General features: G+C 66.0%; 18 protein-coding genes. 5 read left to right on the top strand and 13 right to left on the bottom strand.

Going from position 1 to position 19,664, the window contains the following annotated elements:
• Nucleotides 1-37 precede the first annotated feature (37 nt).
• The 4 genes from AC1MEM_RS18450 to AC1MEM_RS18435 are packed head-to-tail and all read right to left on the bottom strand — an operon-like array spanning nucleotide 38 to nucleotide 4,546.
• Nucleotides 38-949 carry an EamA family transporter gene (locus tag AC1MEM_RS18450; protein ID WP_499472937.1) on the bottom strand — a complete coding sequence of 304 codons (912 nt, stop codon included), beginning with the start codon at nucleotides 947-949 and terminating at the stop codon, nucleotides 38-40.
• A gap of 12 nt (nucleotides 950-961) precedes the next feature.
• Nucleotides 962-1,690, bottom strand: coding sequence for an ABC transporter ATP-binding protein (locus AC1MEM_RS18445; protein WP_499472935.1), 729 nt, complete (start codon nucleotides 1,688-1,690; stop codon nucleotides 962-964).
• Nucleotides 1,691-1,701: 11 nt separating this feature from the next.
• On the bottom strand, nucleotides 1,702-3,654 hold the full coding sequence (locus AC1MEM_RS18440; RefSeq protein WP_499472933.1) for a branched-chain amino acid ABC transporter ATP-binding protein/permease: 1,953 nt from the start codon (nucleotides 3,652-3,654) through the stop codon (nucleotides 1,702-1,704).
• A gap of 1 nt (nucleotide 3,655) precedes the next feature.
• Nucleotides 3,656-4,546: a branched-chain amino acid ABC transporter permease gene (locus AC1MEM_RS18435; RefSeq protein WP_499472931.1), complete on the bottom strand. Its 891-nt coding sequence runs from the start codon at nucleotides 4,544-4,546 to the stop codon at nucleotides 3,656-3,658.
• On the opposite strand from AC1MEM_RS18435, the gene AC1MEM_RS18430 reads away from it, so the two are divergent.
• A complete protein-coding gene (locus AC1MEM_RS18430; RefSeq protein ID WP_499472929.1) occupies nucleotides 4,545-4,676 on the top strand; it encodes a hypothetical protein in 132 nt (43 codons plus the stop codon). The two genes, AC1MEM_RS18435 and AC1MEM_RS18430, sit on opposite strands and share 2 nt — an antisense overlap.
• Here the strand turns inward: AC1MEM_RS18430 and AC1MEM_RS18425 are convergent.
• From AC1MEM_RS18425 to AC1MEM_RS18400, 6 genes are all read right to left on the bottom strand, one after another.
• On the bottom strand, nucleotides 4,664-5,821 hold the full coding sequence (locus AC1MEM_RS18425; protein ID WP_499472927.1) for an ABC transporter substrate-binding protein: 1,158 nt from the start codon (nucleotides 5,819-5,821) through the stop codon (nucleotides 4,664-4,666). The genes AC1MEM_RS18430 and AC1MEM_RS18425 overlap by 13 nt on opposite strands.
• 288 nt (nucleotides 5,822-6,109) lie before the next feature.
• The gene (locus AC1MEM_RS18420) at nucleotides 6,110-6,508 is read right to left on the bottom strand and encodes a membrane lipoprotein lipid attachment site-containing protein (protein ID WP_499472925.1); all 399 of its coding nucleotides are present in this window, start codon (nucleotides 6,506-6,508) and stop codon (nucleotides 6,110-6,112) included.
• A 179-nt stretch (nucleotides 6,509-6,687) separates the two neighbouring features.
• A complete protein-coding gene (locus AC1MEM_RS18415; RefSeq protein ID WP_499472923.1) occupies nucleotides 6,688-8,013 on the bottom strand; it encodes an SGNH/GDSL hydrolase family protein in 1,326 nt (441 codons plus the stop codon).
• Between the two features lie 301 nt (nucleotides 8,014-8,314).
• Nucleotides 8,315-9,157, bottom strand: coding sequence for a phosphoserine phosphatase SerB (serB, locus tag AC1MEM_RS18410; protein ID WP_499477693.1), 843 nt, complete (start codon nucleotides 9,155-9,157; stop codon nucleotides 8,315-8,317).
• 20 nt (nucleotides 9,158-9,177) lie between these two features.
• Nucleotides 9,178-12,624, bottom strand: a complete 3,447-nt coding sequence (gene mfd / locus AC1MEM_RS18405; protein WP_499472921.1) for a transcription-repair coupling factor — start codon at nucleotides 12,622-12,624, stop codon at nucleotides 9,178-9,180.
• A gap of 86 nt (nucleotides 12,625-12,710) precedes the next feature.
• On the bottom strand, nucleotides 12,711-13,577 hold the full coding sequence (locus AC1MEM_RS18400; RefSeq protein WP_499472920.1) for a DMT family transporter: 867 nt from the start codon (nucleotides 13,575-13,577) through the stop codon (nucleotides 12,711-12,713).
• 310 nt (nucleotides 13,578-13,887) lie between these two features.
• On the opposite strand from AC1MEM_RS18400, the gene AC1MEM_RS18395 reads away from it, so the two are divergent.
• The 4 genes from AC1MEM_RS18395 to AC1MEM_RS18380 all read left to right on the top strand — a co-directional run bounded on the left by AC1MEM_RS18395 (nucleotide 13,888) and on the right by AC1MEM_RS18380 (nucleotide 16,725).
• Nucleotides 13,888-14,355: an Lrp/AsnC family transcriptional regulator gene (locus AC1MEM_RS18395; RefSeq protein ID WP_499472919.1), complete on the top strand. Its 468-nt coding sequence runs from the start codon at nucleotides 13,888-13,890 to the stop codon at nucleotides 14,353-14,355.
• Nucleotides 14,356-14,437: 82 nt separating this feature from the next.
• Entirely contained in the window at nucleotides 14,438-15,346 is a 909-nt protein-coding gene (locus tag AC1MEM_RS18390) for a hypothetical protein (RefSeq protein WP_499472917.1), read from the top strand.
• Between the two features lie 15 nt (nucleotides 15,347-15,361).
• Nucleotides 15,362-15,790: a hypothetical protein gene (locus AC1MEM_RS18385; protein WP_499472916.1), complete on the top strand. Its 429-nt coding sequence runs from the start codon at nucleotides 15,362-15,364 to the stop codon at nucleotides 15,788-15,790.
• On the top strand, nucleotides 15,787-16,725 hold the full coding sequence (locus tag AC1MEM_RS18380) for a sensor domain-containing diguanylate cyclase (RefSeq protein WP_499472914.1): 939 nt from the start codon (nucleotides 15,787-15,789) through the stop codon (nucleotides 16,723-16,725). The genes AC1MEM_RS18385 and AC1MEM_RS18380 overlap by 4 nt, the downstream gene beginning before the upstream one ends.
• 21 nt (nucleotides 16,726-16,746) lie before the next feature.
• Here the strand turns inward: AC1MEM_RS18380 and AC1MEM_RS18375 are convergent, their stop codons facing one another.
• The 3 genes from AC1MEM_RS18375 to AC1MEM_RS18365 all read right to left on the bottom strand — a co-directional run bounded on the left by AC1MEM_RS18375 (nucleotide 16,747) and on the right by AC1MEM_RS18365 (nucleotide 19,562).
• On the bottom strand, nucleotides 16,747-17,475 hold the full coding sequence (locus tag AC1MEM_RS18375) for a DNA-binding protein (protein ID WP_499472912.1): 729 nt from the start codon (nucleotides 17,473-17,475) through the stop codon (nucleotides 16,747-16,749).
• 146 nt (nucleotides 17,476-17,621) lie between these two features.
• A complete protein-coding gene (locus AC1MEM_RS18370; RefSeq protein ID WP_499472910.1) occupies nucleotides 17,622-18,578 on the bottom strand; it encodes a 5'-nucleotidase in 957 nt (318 codons plus the stop codon).
• Nucleotides 18,579-19,562 (bottom strand): HDOD domain-containing protein, encoded by a 984-nt coding sequence (locus AC1MEM_RS18365; RefSeq protein WP_499472909.1) that lies wholly within the window; start codon nucleotides 19,560-19,562, stop codon nucleotides 18,579-18,581.
• Between the last annotated feature and the right edge of the window lie 102 nt (nucleotides 19,563-19,664).

The raw sequence follows: 19,664 nt of genomic DNA, 5'->3' as shown, positions 1-19,664 counted from the left end.
GAAGGTGTGCAGTCAAAGCCGCGCTGTCAAAACGCGATTATAGCGGCGCCGCAGCCCGTACCCGCGGCCTGACCATGACCAGCGCCAGCGAAGCCACCACCAGCACGATCCCCGCCCACTGCCAGGGCGTGACGACTTCGCCCAGGCCCAGCATGCCGGCCGCGATGCCGACCGGCGGCACGGCCAGGCTGAAAGGCGCGACGCGGTTGGCGGGATGGCGTTTCAACAGGCCCGTCCACATCGCATAAGCGAGGATGGTGGCGAACCAGCCGAGATAGGCCAGCGAACTCCAGGCGGTGAGCGAGACGGCGTGCCAGTCCCAGCGGGTGGAGGGCGGGTCAAAGGCGAGCGAGAGCAGCACGAAGGGAACGATCGGCACCAGCGAACTCCAGACCATGAAGGGCAGCACATCGAACTGCGGCGTGCTGCGCTGAGCGATGCGCACGACGATGTTCGAGGCCGCCCACAGCGCGCTCGCTGCCACGCACAGGATAAAACCGGCCGGGGTCACCGCCGAACCGCGCCCCAAAGCGGCGACGCACAGGCAGGCCAGGCCCAGGGCGGCAATGCCCATCGCGCCCTGCAGCCTGCGCGAGACGCGTTCGCCGAGCACGACACGCGCAAAAAGGGCGGTGAAGAAGACCTGCATCTGCAGCAGCACCGACGCTACCGAGGCCGACATCCCTGCACGCAGCGCCAGGAACAGGAGCCCGAACTGGCCGACCCCCTGGCACAGGCCGTAGAGCACGACCCAGCGCGGCGCCAGCCTGGGCGGGCGCACGAACAGCAGCAGCGGCAGCAGCGCGAACAGGTAGCGCCCGGCGCCGAGCTGGAAGGGCGTGAGTTCGCGCAGTGCCAGCTTCATGGCCACGAAATTCGTCCCCCAGATCAGCACGACGCACAGGGCTGCGGCATAGTCGCGTCCCTCGAACGAACTTGAACCACTCATCAGTACTCGACCTTAATGTGCATTTCCGCCGCCGAGATAGGCCGCCACCACCTTCGGATCGTTTTTCAGGCTCTCGGCCGGGCCGTGCACCGAGATGCGCCCGTTCTCCAGCACATAGCCGTAGTCGGCCACGTTCAGCGCGGCGGCCGCGAACTGCTCCACCAGCAGCATCGTCACGCCCTCGGATTTCAAACGCGTGATGATGCGGAACACCTCTTCGACCAGGATCGGCGCCAGGCCCATCGACGGTTCGTCGAGCAGCACGACGTCCGGGTTCAGCATGACGGCGCGCGCCATGGCCAGCATCTGCTGCTCGCCGCCGGATAAAGTCCCCGCCAGCTGGTTGCGCCGCTCCTTCAGGCGCGGGAACAGTTCCATCGCCTTTTCCAGGTCGCGCTGCACGTCGCCTTTTGGCCGGGCACGCGTGAAGCGCGGGAAGGCGCCGAGCAGCAGGTTGTCGGTGACGCTCATGGTGGCGAACACGCGCCGTCCTTCCGGCGAATGGGCGAGACCAGCGCGCGCGATGCGGTGCGAGTCGAGGCCGGTGATGTCTTTCCCGCCCAGGGTGATGCTGCCGGCCTTCGGCTTGATCATGCCGGAGATGGCGCGCATGGTCGTGGTCTTGCCGGCGCCGTTCGAGCCGATCAGGGTGACGAGTTTGCCCTGCGGGACCTCGAGCGAAATGCCGTGCAGGACCTGCACCTTGCCGTAGGCCGCTTCCAGGTTTTGAATGTTGAGCATGGTCGGTCTCCTTACATTGCGGCCGCGGCCGGAGGGGCGGCTTCGGCGGTGCCGCCGAGGTAGGCTTCGATGACCTTCGGATCGGCCTGCACGCGCGCGGGCACACCCTCGGCGATCTTCTGGCCGAAGTCGAGGACGGTGACCGTGTCCGAGATCGACATCACGACATCCATGTGGTGCTCGATCAGGATGATGGTGATGCCGTGGTCGCGGATCTTGCGGATGATCGCCATCAGCTCGCGGATGTCCGGCGCCGTCAGGCCCGCGGCCGGTTCGTCGAGCAGCAGCAGCTGCGGGTTCAGGCCCAGCGCACGGCCGATTTCGAGCAGGCGCTGCTTGCCGTAGGGGAGATTTCGCGCTTCCTCGTCGGCCAGGTTCGACAGGCCGACGAATTCCAGGATGGCCGCCGCGCGCCTGCGTGCGGCCGCTTCCTCGCGGCGCTGGCGCGGCGTCGAGACCATGGCGTCGAATACGGTCGAGCGGAAGGTGTGGTGCAGGCCGACCAGCACGTTTTCGGTGGCGGTCATTTCGCCGAACAGCTGCACGTTCTGGAAGGTACGCGCCACGCCGCCCAGCGCGATTTGCGAGGGCGTGCGGCCGCTGATCGGCTGGCCGGCGAAGACGACGCCGCCCGCGGTCGGCTTGTAGATGCCGGTCAGGACGTTCATCATCGTGCTCTTGCCCGAGCCGTTCGGCCCGATGAGTCCATGCACCGAACCGCGCGCGACGGTCAGGTCGACCTGGTTCAGCGCTTTCAGGCCGCCGAACTGCATCAGGATTTGTTCGGCACGCAGCAGGTCGCCGCCGGCCTGGCCCTTCGCCACGCCCTCGAAGGCGTCTGCGGCACCATCCGCCGCTACCGCCTGCGTATGCTGCACGCGCCGCCCCAACAGCTGGCGGAAGAAGCCGACGATGCCGTCCTGCAGGTAGTAGACGACGAACAGCGTCATCAGGCCGAAGATCGTCAGGCGCCAGTCGACCATGTTCGCGATCCGGTACGACCAGATCGCGAGGCCGATCGTGGCCACCAGGGGAATGAGCACCTTGCGCGGCGTCGCGCGTTTTTTCGCCAGCGCGAAGCCTGAACCGATCACGCCCAGCACGGCGGCGCCGACCGCGATCTGGCGGAACAGGGCGATGTCGGACAGGAGGCTCGGCAGCATGACGACGATGATCGCGCCGAGAATGGCGCCGACCCGGGTCTTGCGGCCGCCCATGATCACGGCCAGCAGGAACAGGATGGTCAGTTCGAAGTTGTAGGTGTTCGGCGAGATGTACTGCTCCGAATAAGCATACAGGCTGCCGGCCAGGCCCGCGAAGCCGGCGCTGATCACGAACGCATACACCTTGTAGCGGTACACCGACACGCCCATGCAGTCGGAGGCGATCGGGCTGTCGCGCAGCGCTTCGAAGGCGCGCCCGATGTTCGATTTCAGAAGGCGGTGCACGACCAGCAGCGAGAGCACCATGAAGACGGCGACCATATAAAAATACTGGGTCTCGTTCAGGTCCGCGCCCAGCACCTTCGGTTTCGGGACCATGATGCCGAGCGGGCCTTCGGTCAGGAAGGTCATCTCGTTGATCAGGATTTGCACGATGGTGCCGAAGGCCAGCGTCACCATCGCCAGGTAGGGCCCGGTGACGCGCAGCGCCGGCAGCGCGAGGACGGCGCCGAACAGCGCGGTGATGCCGATACTGGCGGGGATGGCGAGGAACCAGGGCGCGCCCAGCTTCATCACCAGCACGCCGGTGACGTAGGAGCCGACGCCGAACAGGCCGGCGTGGCCAAGCGAGACCTGGCCGGTATAGCCGACCACGATGTCGAGGCCGAACAGCAGGATCGCGTAGATCAGGATGGTTTCGGCGAGGTGGATGTAATACGGATTCGGGAAGACGTGCGGGAACATGGCCAGCACGATCAGCCCGAGTACGCTGGCAGCGAGCAGGGTTTTATTTTTCATCATGTCAGACCTTCTTGATCGCGGCCTTGCCGAACAGGCCGGACGGTTTCACCGCCAGCACCAGCAGCAGCAGGATCAGGCCCGGCACTTCCTTGTAGCCGGTCGAGATGTAGTAGCCGGTCGCGGTTTCCGCGATGCCCAGGATCAGGCCGCCGACGATCGCGCCCATGCCCGAGGTCAGGCCGCCGATGATGGCGACCGCAAAGGCTTTCAGGCCGAGCGAGGCGCCCATGGTGGCGCTGGTAAGCGTCAGCGGCGCGATCAGCGCGCCGGCAAAGGCGGCCGTGGCCGAAGACAGCGCGTACGAGAAGGTGATCACGCGGCCCGTGTTAATGCCCATCAGGCCGGCGGCGTCGCGGTCGTTCGAGGTGGCGACGACGGCCTTGCCGTAGATCGACTTGCGGTTGAAGAGTTCGACCGCGAGCATGATGGCCAGGGCGCCGACGATCACGGCCACCTGCATCGGCTGCACGTTGGCGCCCATGAACTGGAAGGGCGTCGAGGACAGCGGCGAAGGGAAGGGCAGCACGTCCTTGCCCCAGATGTTTTCGGCGACGTTCTTGAAGATGATGGCCAGTGCGATGGTCGACATGATCCAGCCGAATTCGGACTTGATCTTGATGGCCGGGCGCACGCCGATCCATTCGACGAACATGCCCTGCAGCGCGCCGAAGGCGATCACCAGCGGGATCATCAGCCAGTAGCTCATGTAAGGGCCGCCGTGGATGCCGCCGACAAAAGAGAGGCCGACCAGGGCGCCGAGCATCAGCGCCTCGCCCTGGCCGAAATTAAGGGTGCCGGAAGTGGCGAAAGTGAGTTGATAGCCGAACGCGACGACGGCATAGATCATGCCGAGCGCGATTCCGCTGAAGACGAGCTGCAAAAGGATATCCATGATTTCCACCGTTTTTCACACGCTGGGAAGCGCAGGGGTGACACCCCGCGCCTCCGGTCAACAAGAAAATGGCCAGCCCGAAAACTCCTGGCTGGCCACGATCAGCTTATTGCTGCCTTACTTGGCGTGAACGACGCGGCCGCCGCGCACTTCGCCGAACACGGTGTTGTTGAAGTTGATGGCTTCGTGGTCGGTCTTGCTGTATGGCTTGTCGTAGGTGGTGACGACGCCTTCGAGCTTGGTGTTCAGGTTCTCGAGCGCGGCGACGATCTTCGGGCCTTCCGTCGAGTTGGCCTGCTTGATGGCCGCGGCCAGCAGGTAGATCGAGTCATAGCCCTGGGCGGCCGACACCGCGGAGGGCATGCGTCCGCCCGGCGGGTTGTAGGCTTTCACGTAGGCGTCGATGAAGGCCTTGCGCTTCGGCGTGTTCGGATCCTGGATGAAGGTCTGCGGCATGCGCGTGCCTTCGCCGTTCTTGCCGGCGTTGTCGACGAAGTTGGCCATGGCGAGCGTCCAGCTGCCGATCATCGGCACTTTCCATCCCAGCTTTTCCATGCCGTTGGCGATCTGCGCCAGTTCCGGGCCGATACCGTAGGTGAGCACGGCTTCGGCGCCGGCCTGCTTCGCCTTCAGCAGCTGCGAGGTCATGTCGACGTCCTGCAGGTTGTATTTTTCGACGGCGACCGGCTTGATGCCTTTCTTCTCGAGGGCCTTTTCCAGGTCGGCGCGCCCTAACTGGCCGTAGTTGGTCGAGTCGGCCAGGATCGCGACCTTCTTGAAGCCGCGGCGGCCGATCGCCTCGTCGACGATCATCTGCGACTGGATGGTATCGTTGGCCGAATTGCGGAAGACGAAATTCATCGGCTGGGTGGCGAATTGCTGGGTGACGATCGAGCCGGTGGCGACGTTGTTCATCACCGGGATCTGCGCCTGCTGGTAGAAGCGCTGCGAGGCCAGGGCCACGCCGGTGTTGATGTAGCCGACGGTCGCGGCGACGCGTTCCTTGTTGATCAGCTCCTGGGCGATCTGCACGCCGCGTTCGTTCTTCGCTTCGTCGTCGCGTTCGACCAGCTCGATCTTGCGGCCGAGGACGCCGCCGGCGGCGTTGATCTCATTGGCGGCGAGCCGGACGCCATCGCGCATCGATACGCCCATCGGGGCCGAGCCGCCGGTGAAGGGACCGGACACGCCGATCTTGATTGGCTCCGCAGCCATGCCGGACATCGAAAAACCCAGTGCTACTCCTGCAACCAATGCTTTCAACTTGAAATTCATTGCCGTCTCCGTTATGTGTTTTTGGTCATGCGCTGCGTTCGACTGCACCGGCTAACAACTCGCCGCATTGCCATCGCCCAACCCATTGTAGGTTAGCAATTGGCCAACAGCAATCGATTGCTATGACGCATTGCACCATGTGTACAACATAAGTCGGTGCAAGGAAAACGTAAGTAAGCGGTAAGGAAAAGGGCGTAGGCGGACAAAATAAAAGAGGCCGCACATCCCGTGCGGCCTCCCTGTTCTGGTGCATTTTTGCGGCGGCGCGATGCGCTGCGCCGCTGTCGATCAACGGTGGCGGTAACCCCCACCGCGATGGTGGTAGCCGCCGCCCCAGCTGCGCCCGAAACTGAAGCCCAGGCCGATCGAGACCGGCGGATACCAGAACGGATCCTGCACGTAGACGGGCGGCGCGACATAGACCGGCGGCGCCGCATACACGGGCTGGCCGGCATAGAGCGGGGCCGGGGCCGGATTGACGACGACGTTCGAGCTGGTGACGACACCGGCATCGCCCGCACGGGCGCCGGTACCGGCCGGAACCGGCGTCACCGACACGACTTGCCAGCCGTTCGGATCGTTCGATTGGGCGTAGCCACGGGTGCCGTAGTTGGCCGGGCCGGGGCCCGGCGCGGCGCAGCCGGCCAGTGCGGCCAGCGAAGCAAAGACAAAGATGAGTTTTTTCATGGCGGTCCTCCTGATGACGCCATGGTAGTTTTTTCGTGTCCATTTTGGCGCGGAATTACAGCTTGTTACACCTCGGGTTGTATCGAAACATGAGCCCGTTGCCCTGCCAAGCCGGTTCGTGCCCGGGAGCGCTGCGGCGCCGTCCGCGAGCATGCAGGGTGGCTGCACAGGCACTCGGCTCAGAGCGCAAGCTCGCCCGCGACGAGGCCGCTGGCGACGAGGCCGATGGCGACGAAGGGCGCGAGCGGCACCGCGTTGGCGATGGCCTGGTAGCCAGCGGCGTTCGGGTGCAGGTGGTCGCCGCTGTCGTAGGCGGCCAGGATGCGCCCGCGCCTGGCAGGATCGCGCAGCGCCGCTTCGGTATCGAGCAGCCCATCGAATTCGCTGCTTGCGCGCATCCAGTCGTTCACCGCGCGCCGGACCCTGTCGCGCGCGGCCGTGTAATAGACAAAGCCCTCGAAGGGCGGCAGGGTGGCGCCGATGATGGCGACGCCCCGTGCGTGGGCGCGCGAAATCATCTGGCGGTAGCCGGCGATGAGATCGTTCGCCGGGACCGGGTTCGATCCGTTACTGTAGCAAATGTCGTTGATGCCGATGAGCGTGACCACGAAGCGTACCCCGCTGGTTGCGAGGACGTCGCGGTCGAAGCGCGCGAGCGCCGCGCGGCCGGCGAGCAGGGCGTTCGGGTAGTCCTTGAGCATCGAATTGGCGCTGATGCCCCGGTTCACGATGCCGATGCGTCCGGCCGCGCCGAGCGAGGCCTGCAGGCGGCGGGCCAGGTAATCCGGCCAGCGCCGGTTCGTGTTCGCAGGACTGCCCTGGCCGTCGGTGAGCGAGTCGCCCAGGGCCACCAGGCAGGGCAGGGCGGCGTCGACGTCGACCTCGGCCAGGAAGGGCCAGGACCCCAGCGTCCGCGACACCGGCATCGAGATGGTCGCGGTGTAGTCGCCGCCGGGCGACAGATAATTGCTCTGGAGCGCGAGGTTGTGGAGCGTCGTTCCCTGCATGTTGCCGGACAAATAGAGGCTGACGGCGAGGTCGGCCTGGGCCGGCACGGCGAGGTCGACCGGGTCGGACATGGCCGGGGTCCCGGCGGGAATCGTGATCGCCGCCTGGCCGCCGAAGCGCAGTTCGCGCAGGCTGGCCGGGTTGATGGCCGCCCCGCTGGACCGCAGGGCGATGCTGGCATGGCCGATCCGCAGCGGCGCCGACCCCATTTCGTTGGACACCCGGATGCGTACCCGGTTGCCGCCGGTGCTGGTGTGCACGATCAGGCGCAGGGTCTGGTTCGAATAGGTCTGGATGCTCCCTGAAGGCGGCGGGCCGGCCGGCCCCGCACCCCAGGTCCCGCACCAGCGCGGGCCGCCCGAGGTTTGCGCGCGCGCCGGCAGGACCGGCGCCGCGAGTGTGGCTGCGGCGAGTGCCGGGGCCGCCTTGAGGAAGACGCGCCGCTTGGAAACAGGGTCCTCGGGCTGGACGGACACCGGGCTTGACGCGCTCTTCATGACAGTGCTCCAGGGGCAGGTTGGCGGAACCGGGGCGCCCATGGGAAATGCAGGGCGCATGAAGCAATCTAAATCGGGGGAGGCGGTTGACTCAAGGGACGCACGACAGGGGATTTGCGTTGGCGCAGGAGTGGATGAGAAATGGCCTGCGGTTGGGCAATTGTTTGTTGGGTTTAACGCGGGACAGCGGGTGCAGGGTGGGGTGTGCGCGGTCAACCGGTGGCGGACCGTGGGGATGTCGACCGGAATGGAGCAAACGTGAGGCGACGTTCCGCGTGGGCACGGGTGCCCACGCGGAAGCCTAGCCCAGCACCGCCAACATGCCATCCAACCCGCTGAAATTGAGCGCCACATCCGCCTGCGCCCGCACCACCGGCTTGGCCCGGAACGCCACCGACAGCCCGGAAACGCCCATCATCTTCAGGTCATTCGCCCCATCGCCCATGACGATCGCGCGCGAGGCCGGCACACCCAGTTGCGCGCACACGCGCTGCACGGTGCGCATCTTTTCCTCGGCGTCGACGATGCCGCCGACCACGCGGCCCGTCAGCCGGCCATGCTCGATCTCGAGCACGTTCGCATGCGTGTAGTCCAGCCCCAGGCGCGGCTTCAGGCGGTCGGTGAAGAAGGTAAAGCCGCCCGAGACCAGCAGCGTCTTCAGCCCGGCCGCCCGTACCGCGGCCAGCATCGTTTCCGCCCCCATCGACAGGCGCAGGCGCTCTTCGTACACGCGCTCCAGGGCCGAGGCTTCCAGCCCTTCCAGCAGCGCGACGCGCCGCGTCAGGCTGGCCGAAAAATCGAGTTCGCCGCGCATCGCGCTTTCCGTGATTTCCGAAACCTGGGCTTTCAAACCCTGCATGTCCGCGATCTCGTCGATGCACTCGATCGTGATCAGGGTCGAGTCCATGTCCATCGCCACCAGCGCGAAGTCGGACAGCGTGCGGCCCGCCTCGATGAAGGTCGCATCGACCCGTGCCGCCAGCGCGGCGGCCTGCACTGCCTCCACGAGCCCGGGTGAAGAAGCGACGTCCTCGCAGCGCAGCGCGCCACCCGCCAAGGAAACCACACGCGCCGGACGTGCCGGCGCCGCGATCGATTGCAACACGTCCTGCGAGGCCCCGGGCCCCTGTAACACCAGATTCATCGTCATGGTTCGTCTTATTCTTATGCCAAGAGTTGTTTGATCGTTTGCTTCACCTGCAGTACCCGTGCCGCGAGGTCGGGCATGGCGGCGGTGATGCGCAGCTTGTCCTGGCCGGCCAGCTTGATGTGGCGGTTCTTCTGGATCAGGGTGATGATTTTGATGGGGTCGATCGGCGGCTTCTCCATGAACTGAAGACTTGCCGCTTCGCTGTGCGCGTCGATCTTGACGATGCCGACCGTCTTCGCCGCGATGCGCAGGCGGTGCGTCTCGATCAGCGCCTTGACCTGCTCGGGCAGCTTGCCGAAACGGTCGATCAGCTCTTCCTGCATGTCGTCGATCTTGCCCGCGCTTTCGCAGTTGGCCAGGCGTTTATAGATCGACAGGCGCTCGTGCACGTCGCCGCAGAAGTCGGCCGGCAGCAGCGCCGGCACGTGCAGGTTGATCTCGGTGGTGGTCGACAGCGGCGCCGCCAGGTCCGGTTCCTTGCCGGCCTTCAGCGAACGCACGGCCTCGTTGAGCATGTCCGAATACAGCTGGAACCCGATCTCCAGCATCTCGCCCGACTGGTTCTCGCCCAGCACTTCGCCGGCGCCGCGGATCTCGAGGTCGTGCATGGCCAGATAGAAGCCGCTGCCCAGTTCTTCCATCGCCTGGATCGCATCGAGCCGGCGCTGCGCCTGCTTGGTCAGGGTCTGCACGTCGTTCACCAGTAAATACGCATAGGCCTGGTGGTGCGAACGGCCGACGCGCCCGCGCAGCTGGTGCAGCTGGGCCAGGCCGAATTTATCCGCGCGGTGCATGATGATCGTGTTCGCGGTCGGCACGTCGATGCCGGTTTCGATGATCGTCGTGCACAGCAAAATATTGAAGCGCTGGGCCACGAAATCGCGCATCACCTTTTCCAGGTCGCGCTCGTGCATCTGGCCGTGGGCGACCGCGATGCGCGCTTCGGGCAGCAGTTCGCGCAGCATCGCGTAGCGGTTCTCGATGGTCTCGACTTCGTTGTGCAGGAAGTAGATCTGGCCGCCGCGTTTCAGCTCGCGCAGGCAGGCTTCGCGGATCACGGAACCGTCTTCGCTGCGCACGAAAGTCTTGATCGCCAGGCGCTTCTGCGGCGCGGTCGCGATGATCGAAAAGTCGCGCAAACCTTCCAGCGCCATGCCCAGCGTGCGGGGGATCGGCGTTGCGGTCAGCGTCAGGACGTCGACTTCGGCGCGCAGGGCTTTCAGCGCTTCCTTCTGGCGCACGCCGAAGCGGTGTTCCTCGTCGATGATGACGAGTCCGAGGCGCGTGAATTTGACGTCGGGCGACAGCAGTTTATGGGTGCCGATCACGATGTCGAGCGTGCCGTCGGCCATGCCCTTGATCGCATTGTTAATTTCTTTTCCTGTCCTGAAGCGCGACAGCTCGGCGATCTTCACGGGCCAGTCGGCGAAGCGGTCGGCAAAGGTCTGCGCGTGCTGCTCGGCCAGCAGCGTGGTCGGCGCCAGGATCGCGACCTGCTTGCCGCCCATGACGGCGATGAATGCCGCGCGCAGCGCGACTTCGGTCTTGCCGAAGCCGACGTCGCCGCACACCAGGCGGTCCATCGGCCGGCCCGAGGTCATGTCCTTGATGACGTTGATGATGGCCTCGCGCTGGTCCGGCGTCTCGTCGAAGCCGAAGCTCTGGGCGAAGTTCTCGTAGTCGATCGACGAGTATTCGAAGGCGTGGCCGGTGCGCGCCGCGCGGCGTGCGTACAGGTTCAGGAGTTCGGCCGCCGTGTCGCGCACCTGTTCGGCAGCCTTTCTCTTGGCCTTGTCCCACTGGCCGGAGCCGAGCGAATGCAAGGGGGCATCCTCGGGGGACGTCCCCGAGTACCGTGAAATAACGTGCAGCTGCGACACCGGCACGTACAGCTTGGTGTCCTTCGCATATTCGAGGTGCAGGAACTCGGTCTGGCCTTCGCCCAGGTCCATCGAAATCAGGCCCATGTAGCGGCCGATGCCGTGGTTGATGTGCACCACCGGGTCGCCGATTTTCAGCTCGGAGAGGTCGCGCACCATCGATTCGACCTGGCTGGTCGCTTCCTGCTTTTTCTTGCCGGCGCGCCGTCCCGAACCCGCATACAGCTCGGTCTCGGTGATGAAGGCGATGCAGCCGCTCGATTCTTCCAGCAGTTCGAAGCCGGCCTGCAAGGGCGCCACGCCCAGCGCCAGTCTGGCGTCGCTGGCACGCATGCCTTCGAAGCCTTCGACCGGCACCAGGTCGAGGTGGTATTCGTTGAAGTACTGCTGCAGCGTCTCGCGCCGTCCGTTTGACTCGGCGCAGATCATCACGCGGCAACCGGTACGCGAGATGAAGGAACGCAGGTTGGCCAGCGGGTCTTCCAGGCGGCGGTTGACGGCGACGTCGGGAATCGGGGCCGACAGCTCGGAAGCAGGGGCGTCAGGATCGCGTGCGATGTTCCAGCGCCCGTGCGGCTTGGCGAGGGTGAAGAACTGTTCGTTTGATAAGAACAGTTCGCGCGGCTCCAGCAGCGGGCGTTCGCGGTCGCTTTTCAGGAAGCGGTAGCGCGATTCGGTGTCCGTCCAGAAGCGGGCGATGGCACCGTCGATGTCGCCGACCAGGGCCAGCGGGCTTTCCGCCGGCAGGTAGTCGAACAGCGTCGACGTCTCGTCGAAAAACAGCGGCAAATAATATTCGATGCCGGCCGAAGCGATGCCGCTGCCGATGTCCTTGTAGACCGGCGAACGCGAGGGATCGCCCTCGAAACGCTCGCGCCAGCGGCTGCGAAAAAGCGTGCGCGCCGCTTCGTCCATCGGGAATTCGCGGCCCGGCAGCAAGCGCACTTCGCGCACCGGATACAGCGAGCGCTGGGTGTCGGCATCGAAGGTGCGGATCGTTTCGATCTCGTCGCCGAACAGGTCCAGCCGGTAGGGCAGGGCCGACCCCATCGGGAACAGGTCGATCAGGCCGCCGCGCACCGAGTATTCGCCGGGCGACATCACCTGCGACACGTGCGAATAGCCGGCCAGGGTCAGCTGGGCTTTCAGCTTCGCTTCATCGAGGTTTTCGCCCTGGCGGAAGAAGAAGGTGTAGGCCGCGAGGAAGGAGGGCGGCGCCAGGCGCACCAGGGCGGTGGTGGCCGGGACCACCAGCACGTCGCACTGGCCGTTGCGGATCTCGTGCAGGGTCGCCAGGCGTTCGGACACCAGGTCCTGGTGCGGCGAGAAGGCGTCGTAGGGCAGCGTCTCCCAGTCCGGCAGCAGGTGGCAGGCCAGTTTGCCGTCGGCGAACCAGGCGATTTCATCGAGCAGGCGCTGGCCGTCGCTGGCATTGGCCACGATGACGGTCAGGATGCGTTTCTCCGCCTTGAATTCGAGGCCGGCGACGGCGAGCGCATAAGCGTCCGACGAACCTGCCAGGGCGGGCAGGACGAAACGGTTACCGGGCTTGGGGAGGTGCTTTTTGAGGTCGAAAGGCATGCAGGCGTGCGGTTTGGGCTGGGGCCGATGGGGCCTTCATTATAGACGAACCGACACGGCCGCGCCCCCGCACGCGAGGCCTGCGCTTATCTCCGGCGCCCGGCCGCCAGCGCCACGCCGGCGAGGATGATGCCGAAGCCCACGGCGTGGTACAGCCGCGGCGCTTCGCCCAGCAGCGGCCAGGCCGCGAGCGTGGCGAACAGCGGGATCAGGTAGACCGACAGGCTGGCGCGCGCCGGTCCCGCGAGCGCGACCAGGCGGTCGAAGCAGAAGTAGGCGCCCAGGCTCGGTACCACCGCAAGAAACGCCAGCGCGATGTACAGGCGCGGATCGTGGAAGTTGGCCACATCGCCGAGCGACGCTTCCAGCACCGCGAAGGGCGCCAGCACCAGCGCGCCGCCGCCGATCAGGGCCGCCAGCTTGACGGTGCTCGGCAGGGCGGGGAGCGGCAGGCGCTTGCCCAGCACCGTGTAGAGCGCCCAGCCGCAGGCGGCCAGCACCACCCACAGGTCACCGGTGCCGAAAGCGAAACCGCCCAGCGCTCCGGGGTCGCCTTTGGTCAGCACGACCAGCACGCCGCAGATCGCCAGCAGCATGCCGCCGGCCTGCTTGCGCGCCAGCGGCGCCTTCCAGACCAGGGTCTCGAGCAGCATGACGAGCGCCGGGCAGGCGGCGAAGATGATGGCGATATTCGCCGCGCTGGTATGGCGCGCGCCGATGTACTGGGGACCGACCGCCATGCCCATGCCGAGGCCGGCCAGCAGCATCAGGCGCGGGAAGTTGGCCATGATGACGTGGCGCAGCGCCCACAGGCGCGGGCCGACGGTTGGCAGCAGGATCGCAAAGGCCAGCGCCCAGCGTCCGAAAGCCAGGAACAGCGGCGGCAGCGCCGCGCTTTCGGCCCAGCGGGCAACGACCAGGTTGGCGGCAAACAGGGCGGGGGTGACCAGCATGAGCGGCAACTCGGCATTGAGGCCGTCAAACCGTGGACTTGCTCCGGCTACTGATCCTGCGCGTGAAACTGCTTCTGACACGAAAACTCCAAATTCGGGATGCTGCAATGCGGGCAAAACGGCGGTTCGGACGCTGGGAACGAGCGCTCTCTGCTGCTGGGATGGCGAGCCGAAATTTTACTGCACTGCACAAAAAATATTCTTTCGTTCATCCGCCCAATGGCGGGAATGTATGGATAATCCTTCTATGGATCGGATAAAATGAAGAAGAGTTATCTATTCACACTCGTATAGACAGGAGGGACCGCACATGAAGGAAGGTGTTCTCGACGAGATCGACAGGAAAATCCTGCGCACACTCAGCCGCGATGGGCGCATCAGCAACCAGAAGCTGGCCGAAACGGTCAACCTCTCGCCGACGCCCTGCTGGCACCGGGTACGGGCGCTCGAGGAAGCGGGACATATCAGCGGGTATGTGGCCGTGCTCGACCAGCGCACGCTGGGCCTGCCCGACACGGTGATCATCGAAGTCACGGTAGACCGCCACGACGACGAGCTGTTGCAGGCCTTTTCGGACGCGCTGTCCGAGCTGCCGGAAGTGATGGAGGCGTATTTGCTGTCGGGCGAATACGATTACCTGATCAAGGTGGCGGTGTCGGGGACGGAGGGTTATGAGCGCTTCCTGCGCCAGAAACTGTACAAGCTGCCGGGCGTGCGCAATACGCGCTCGACGTTTACCTTGCGCTGCCTGAAGCGGACGGTGTCGGTGACGCCTTGACTAAAAACTGCTGTGGCGTAATTGCATCAACGTAATACCAACGTCATATCAACGTAATAATCCGTCATCAACATGCTGTAGCATGCTTGATTTTGACCAACACTCATCCACCATGGACGCCTTCCCGGCACTTCTTGACGACGCCCGCGCACTCCTCGCCGACGCCGACCAGAAACTGGCGCAGTTGCGCGCCATCGAACCCTACCTGATCGATATCTCGCTGCGCGAGAATCCGGTCGGTTCCGGCATCGGCCACACGCTGGCCGACAAGCTGCGCATCCTGCCGCAACTGCGCGCTTTCGGCATGAAGAACATCCACCTCGGTTCGCTCGACTACGCCCTGCCCGAGGAACCCGAGGTCGACGACGATTTCATGGCCTGGCTGCGCGACCACGAGGTCGACATGACAGGCTGCTTCGCCTTCACCGACATCGGCGCGCTCACGCAAGACGGCAGCTTCCAGCCATCGCCCTCGATGCTCAAGCTGCAGGCCTACACCGTGCCGAACACCCTGCACGAGATCTACCTGAGCGACGAGGGGATGGCCGGCCTGTACGACTTCGAGACGCTCAAGCGCAACCTGCGCGCCAGCATCGCCTGGCTGCACGCGAACATCGTCGGCGACGCCGGCGGCGCGCCGCGCATTCTGATCAACATCGTCGACGGCTGCGATGCGCTCACCAACAGGCTCGAGCGCAGTTGCGCGCTGCTGGCCCTGCTGGCCGCCGAGGACATCGAGGGCGTCAGCATCGAGGACGACCGCGGCACCTATCTGCCCTTCCAGGTGGGCGCCTGCGTGGCGATCGCGCGGCGCTGCCTGCCAAGGCCGAAGAAGCTCGTGGTCCACGTGCACGCCGGCGCCGGTTACGAGAACGCCTCGGTGATCGAGGCCCTGCTGCGCGGCGCCGACGGCGCCTGGGGCGGCATCCCGAAGCAGGCCGCGCTCATCGGCCATGCCTCGCTCGGCGAATTGATCGCCAACCTGGTCTGAATCGGCAATCCGCACATGGCCGCCTACCAGGTCGAGCGCCTGCTGCCGCTGGCCACCAGTTTGCAGGAGTGCGATTCGGGCGCGCCGGTGCCGGACGACGTACCGGTCCTGGGCCGCAACGCCTACCGCCTGACGCTCGGCTTCTTCCGCCAGACGGCGACGCGCCCGATGGACTTGCCGCCCGAGCGGATCGGCGGGCGCTACGGCTACCGTATCTGCCCGGTGGTCAGCGACCGTCCCGTGATCGCCGGACGCCTGGCCGAAGTGACCGGCCATCCGGCCGACTCCTTCCCGGACGAGGTCCTGGACTGGATGATCCGCCTGATGCGGCGCGACCTGCGCGCCGGCCGGCGCCTGGCCTACGACAAGCCGGCCGAGCTGCTCGCACTGCACCGCCGCGCGCTCGCCATGCCGCCGGCCCCACTTGCTTCCAGGTCCCCATGAGCACCAGCCCCAGCTACGACGACCCCGGCGTTTACCGCACGCTGCTCGAATCGACCAAAGCCATTCCCTGGAAGATCGACTGGGCCAGCATGCGTTTTACGTATATCGGCCCGCAGATCGAAGCGCTCCTCGGCTGGCGCCAGGACAGTTGGCAGACCGTGAGCGACTGGGCCGACCGCATCCACGAGGACGACCGCCAGAAGACGGTCGATTTCTGCGTCGCGCAGTCGATGCAGGGCGTCGACCATGAGGCGGATTACCAGGCGCTGACGAAAGACGGCGACCTGGTGTGGATTCGCGACGTGGTGCACGTGAAGCGCCATCCCGACGGCAGCGTCGACTGCCTGGTCGGCTTCATGTTCGACATCACCGAGAGAAAAGCGGCCGAAGACAGGATCCTGCAGCTGCAGAAGGAACTCGAAACCCTGTCCTACAGCGATCCGCTGACCGGCATCCCCAACCGCCGCATGTTCGACCGTATCCTCGACGTCGAGTGGAGCAAGGCGCGCGCTTGTGGCGAGCCGCTGTCGCTGGTCACGCTCGACATCGATTTCTTCAAGCAGTACAACGACAGCTACGGCCATCCCCAGGGCGATGCCTGCCTGCGCCAGGTGGCGGGCCTGCTGGCCGACACCGCCGTCCGCACGCGCGACCTGTGCGCGCGCCTGGGCGGCGAGGAATTCGTGATGCTGCTGCCCGCCACCAACGAAGACGCGGCGCGCGCCATCGCCGGGCGCCTCGCGCGCCAGCTGTCGCGCGCGGCCATCCCGCATCGCAATTCGCGGGTGGCCGACGTGCTCACCGTCAGCATCGGCCTCGCCACCATCGTGCCCGGCGCGCGCGACACGCCCGGCGCCTTCATCGACCTGGCCGACACGCGCCTGTATCGGGCCAAGACGGAAGGACGCAACCGGATCGTCGGCGCCGGCGACTAGCAAACGGCTGGGGTCAGCCTTTTATTTCGATTTCTTGCGCAGCGCGTCCACTTCCATGCGCAGCGCGCCGCGGTCACTTTTGGCGGCCGCCAGCTGCGCCTGCAGATCCTTGACTTCCAGCGCCAGGCTGTCGCGCGCGGTGGTGGCGCCGATCAGTTCCATCTCGGCCGCCAGGCGCGCGTCCGACTGGGTCGACGAGGCCGCCACGCTGCGCTCGAGCTGGCCGCGCAGGTCGGCCAGCTGGGCATCCTTGCCGTCGATCGCCAGTTGATCCTTGGCCTTGCCGACCAGGGCGTCCATCGCGATCTGGCGTGCGTTGCGCAGTTCGGCGTTCAGGCGATCGATTTCCTCCTGGCGCTCGTCGGCCGCGGCCTGCGCCACATCGCGCGCGCTGCTGGCGTTCTCGATGTCGGCTTCCAGGCGCTCGCCGGCGCCCAGCAAGTCTTCCATGTCGCGTTCCAGCTGCGACAGTGCGCCGCGCGCACCGGCGCCGGCGTCGTCGGCGTACTGGCGCGCCCATTTCGCGAGCTCGGCGGCGAGCGCGGCCGGCAGTTCTGCCAGCGGAGGCGGGGCCGGCTGTTCGTGTTCGAGGCGCCAGGCGCGCAGGTGGCGGCCGATGGCGCTCGGCGAGGCATCGAGTGCGTCGACGAGCGCATCGAGCGTCACGGGCGTACCTGCGCCCCGCAAGTTGGAAGCCGCCGCGGCGACTTCGTCGAAAGTGATTTCCTGGCCTGGTGAATCGGTGGTCATTGAGCGAAAGAGAGCGTTGTGATTGGCCCGTATGAGACGCGAGGCCCCGCCGGCGCTGGGCGCCGGCGGCGGCATAAACGGCCGGCACGGCGCCGTAGAGCCCGCTAGTGTGGCGTTATTGCCTCACTGCAATATTTTCGGCATTGTCAGGATGGCAGCTGCAAGGATGGCGCTGGTGCCCGGTTCGCGATCCCGAAGGGCACATGCACCATCGGAATCGTGCCGCCCGGCCCGGCACGCAAATGCGTCAGCTGGTCGTCGAAAAAGATGTGCGGCCGGAAGATTTCGAGCACGCGCGACTTGTCCATCCCGCCCAGGAAGAAGGTTTCGTCGGCCGAGACGCCCCAGCTTTTCAGGGTCGTCACGACCCGCTCGTGCGAAGGCGCGCTCCGCGCAGTGATGATGGCGATGCGCACGATCCGCCGGTAGCCGGCGTCGCGGCGCTGGGCGCGCTCTTCCAGGCGCTGCATCATCGCCAGCTTCTGGAACATGTTGGCCAGCGGCCCGGGGCTGTGCGGGCGGCCCATGTGCAGCGTTTCGTGGGCGTGGAACTCATCGAGGCCGTCCTGCTTGAAGACGGTTTCCGATTCGTCGTCGGCCAGCACGCCGTCGAAGTCGAAGGCGACCCGCAATTCCAGATCGTCGCCGCCGTCGTCGATCTGCGAGGGCAGCACCAGGCCGGCCGGGTAGTTGACGGCGATCGCGCTTTTCACGTCTTCCTCGTTGGCACTCAGGAACAGCGAGGCATTGAAGGCGGGCAGGTAGGAGTAGGGCGACTTGCCGGCCATGAAGGCGGCGCGTGAAATATCGAGTCCGTAGTGCGCGATCGAACGCATGACGCGCAGCCCCGTTTCGGGAGAATTCCGCGAAAACAGCACCACCTCGACCGGCGACTGGCGCGGAAAGCATTTATTGATGTTCAGGAAGCGCTTGATGAAGGGAAAGGCCACGCCCTTGCCGAGGATGGCGTCGATGTGCGCTTCCTGGTAGAGCCGGTATTCTTCCGGCCCCTTCTCGAGGTAGACCGCATGCGATTCGGAGAGGTCGAACAGGGCGCTGGACGCGATACCGATCACGAGTTTTTGTTCAATGGGAAATGGCATTCAGGTTTCCTGTGGCAGCAGCAAGTCGAAAACGGGACGCAGGCGGGGGCCGGCGTGGGCGGCGACCAGTGGATCGTCCGGCGCGAGTTCGCCGGCGTCGACCAGCAGGCGCAGCTTGGCCAGGGCGTCGGCGCTGCCGAGCACGCGGGCCAGCGGGCTCGCATCCGGTTCGCCAAGGCCAGCGATGGCGCCGGCCACCGCCGGCGGGAATTCCCAGGCGAGCGCGATCCCGTGCGCGAGCCGGCGCGCATGGCGCATCAGGGCGAGGCAAAACGCATCGGACCTCGGCAGCACGTCAGCGTTATACACCTGGTCGACCAGGCGGAAGGCGACGATCAGCCCGACGTTCTGGATCAGCCCCGCCAGGTAAGCTTCGAAAGGATTGGCCCCGCCGTGGGGCGCCAGCGTGGCGCAGGCGAGCGCGCATTTTTCCGACTGCATCCAGATGCGCGGCGCGACCTGCTTCGTGAAGCGCCCCGACTGCATGCTGATCACCGGACGAAAGGCGACGCGCGCGAGCAGCATGCGCAGCCCGTTCTGGCCGAGCAGCATGACGGCGCCCTCGATGTTGCGCACGGGAGTCGGCGGCCGGTAGAAGGGGCTGTTCGCTTCGCGCACCACTTCGGCCACCAGCACCAGGTCCTGGGAGACCAGGCGCGAGAGGTCGGCGTTCGAGACGCTGTCGTCGCGCAGGCTGCGCAGCAGTTCGGGAATCACGGCCGGCACGCGCGGCACCAGCCCGGCGGCGCGCGCCGGATCGTCGGCCAGGCGCGCGAGTTCGTCCAGGATCAGGCGTTCGGTCGCTTCGGAAGCATCGCCCCCGGCGGCGCCGGTCAGCCAGCGAAAGAAGGCGGCGTCGACCCCGGCGCTGGCGGCGGGCCCATCGGGCCCGGGGGCGCCAGGCACTGCCGCGGACAGGGCCGGCTGGACGCGTTCGCCCTGGCGCCGGGCGCCGCCGAACAGGCGCGCAAACCAGTTTTTCATCGTTGTGAAGCCTTGGCCTTGGAAAAGACCGATTCTACCTGACAAGTTTGGGGGAGCGAACAGCGCCGCGGCGTGGGGTAAACGATGAGCGGGCCGGCTATT

The sequence above is a fragment of the Telluria sp. AIW5 genome, from assembly GCF_056680575.1.
Note: the sequence above shows the minus strand (reverse complement) of the source record. Positions and strands in the feature narration are given on the sequence as shown.

Bases quoted from the DNA above. Each gene is read 5' to 3' on its own strand.
- AC1MEM_RS18450 (WP_499472937.1), bottom strand. From the start codon at position 949: ATGAGTGGTTCAAGTTCGTTCGAGGGACGCGACTATGCCGCAGCCCTG.
- AC1MEM_RS18445 (WP_499472935.1), bottom strand. From the start codon at position 1,690: ATGCTCAACATTCAAAACCTGGAAGCGGCCTACGGCAAGGTGCAGGTC.
- AC1MEM_RS18440 (WP_499472933.1), bottom strand. From the start codon at position 3,654: ATGATGAAAAATAAAACCCTGCTCGCTGCCAGCGTACTCGGGCTGATC.
- AC1MEM_RS18430 (WP_499472929.1), top strand. From the start codon at position 4,545: ATGATTTCCACCGTTTTTCACACGCTGGGAAGCGCAGGGGTGACACCC.
- AC1MEM_RS18435 (WP_499472931.1), bottom strand. From the start codon at position 4,546: ATGGATATCCTTTTGCAGCTCGTCTTCAGCGGAATCGCGCTCGGCATG.
- AC1MEM_RS18425 (WP_499472927.1), bottom strand. From the start codon at position 5,821: ATGAATTTCAAGTTGAAAGCATTGGTTGCAGGAGTAGCACTGGGTTTT.
- AC1MEM_RS18420 (WP_499472925.1), bottom strand. From the start codon at position 6,508: ATGAAAAAACTCATCTTTGTCTTTGCTTCGCTGGCCGCACTGGCCGGC.
- AC1MEM_RS18415 (WP_499472923.1), bottom strand. From the start codon at position 8,013: ATGAAGAGCGCGTCAAGCCCGGTGTCCGTCCAGCCCGAGGACCCTGTT.
- serB (WP_499477693.1), bottom strand. From the start codon at position 9,157: ATGAATCTGGTGTTACAGGGGCCCGGGGCCTCGCAGGACGTGTTGCAA.
- mfd (WP_499472921.1), bottom strand. From the start codon at position 12,624: ATGCCTTTCGACCTCAAAAAGCACCTCCCCAAGCCCGGTAACCGTTTC.
- AC1MEM_RS18400 (WP_499472920.1), bottom strand. From the start codon at position 13,577: ATGCTGGTCACCCCCGCCCTGTTTGCCGCCAACCTGGTCGTTGCCCGC.
- AC1MEM_RS18395 (WP_499472919.1), top strand. From the start codon at position 13,888: ATGAAGGAAGGTGTTCTCGACGAGATCGACAGGAAAATCCTGCGCACA.
- AC1MEM_RS18390 (WP_499472917.1), top strand. From the start codon at position 14,438: ATGCTTGATTTTGACCAACACTCATCCACCATGGACGCCTTCCCGGCA.
- AC1MEM_RS18385 (WP_499472916.1), top strand. From the start codon at position 15,362: ATGGCCGCCTACCAGGTCGAGCGCCTGCTGCCGCTGGCCACCAGTTTG.
- AC1MEM_RS18380 (WP_499472914.1), top strand. From the start codon at position 15,787: ATGAGCACCAGCCCCAGCTACGACGACCCCGGCGTTTACCGCACGCTG.
- AC1MEM_RS18375 (WP_499472912.1), bottom strand. From the start codon at position 17,475: ATGACCACCGATTCACCAGGCCAGGAAATCACTTTCGACGAAGTCGCC.
- AC1MEM_RS18370 (WP_499472910.1), bottom strand. From the start codon at position 18,578: ATGCCATTTCCCATTGAACAAAAACTCGTGATCGGTATCGCGTCCAGC.
- AC1MEM_RS18365 (WP_499472909.1), bottom strand. From the start codon at position 19,562: ATGAAAAACTGGTTTGCGCGCCTGTTCGGCGGCGCCCGGCGCCAGGGC.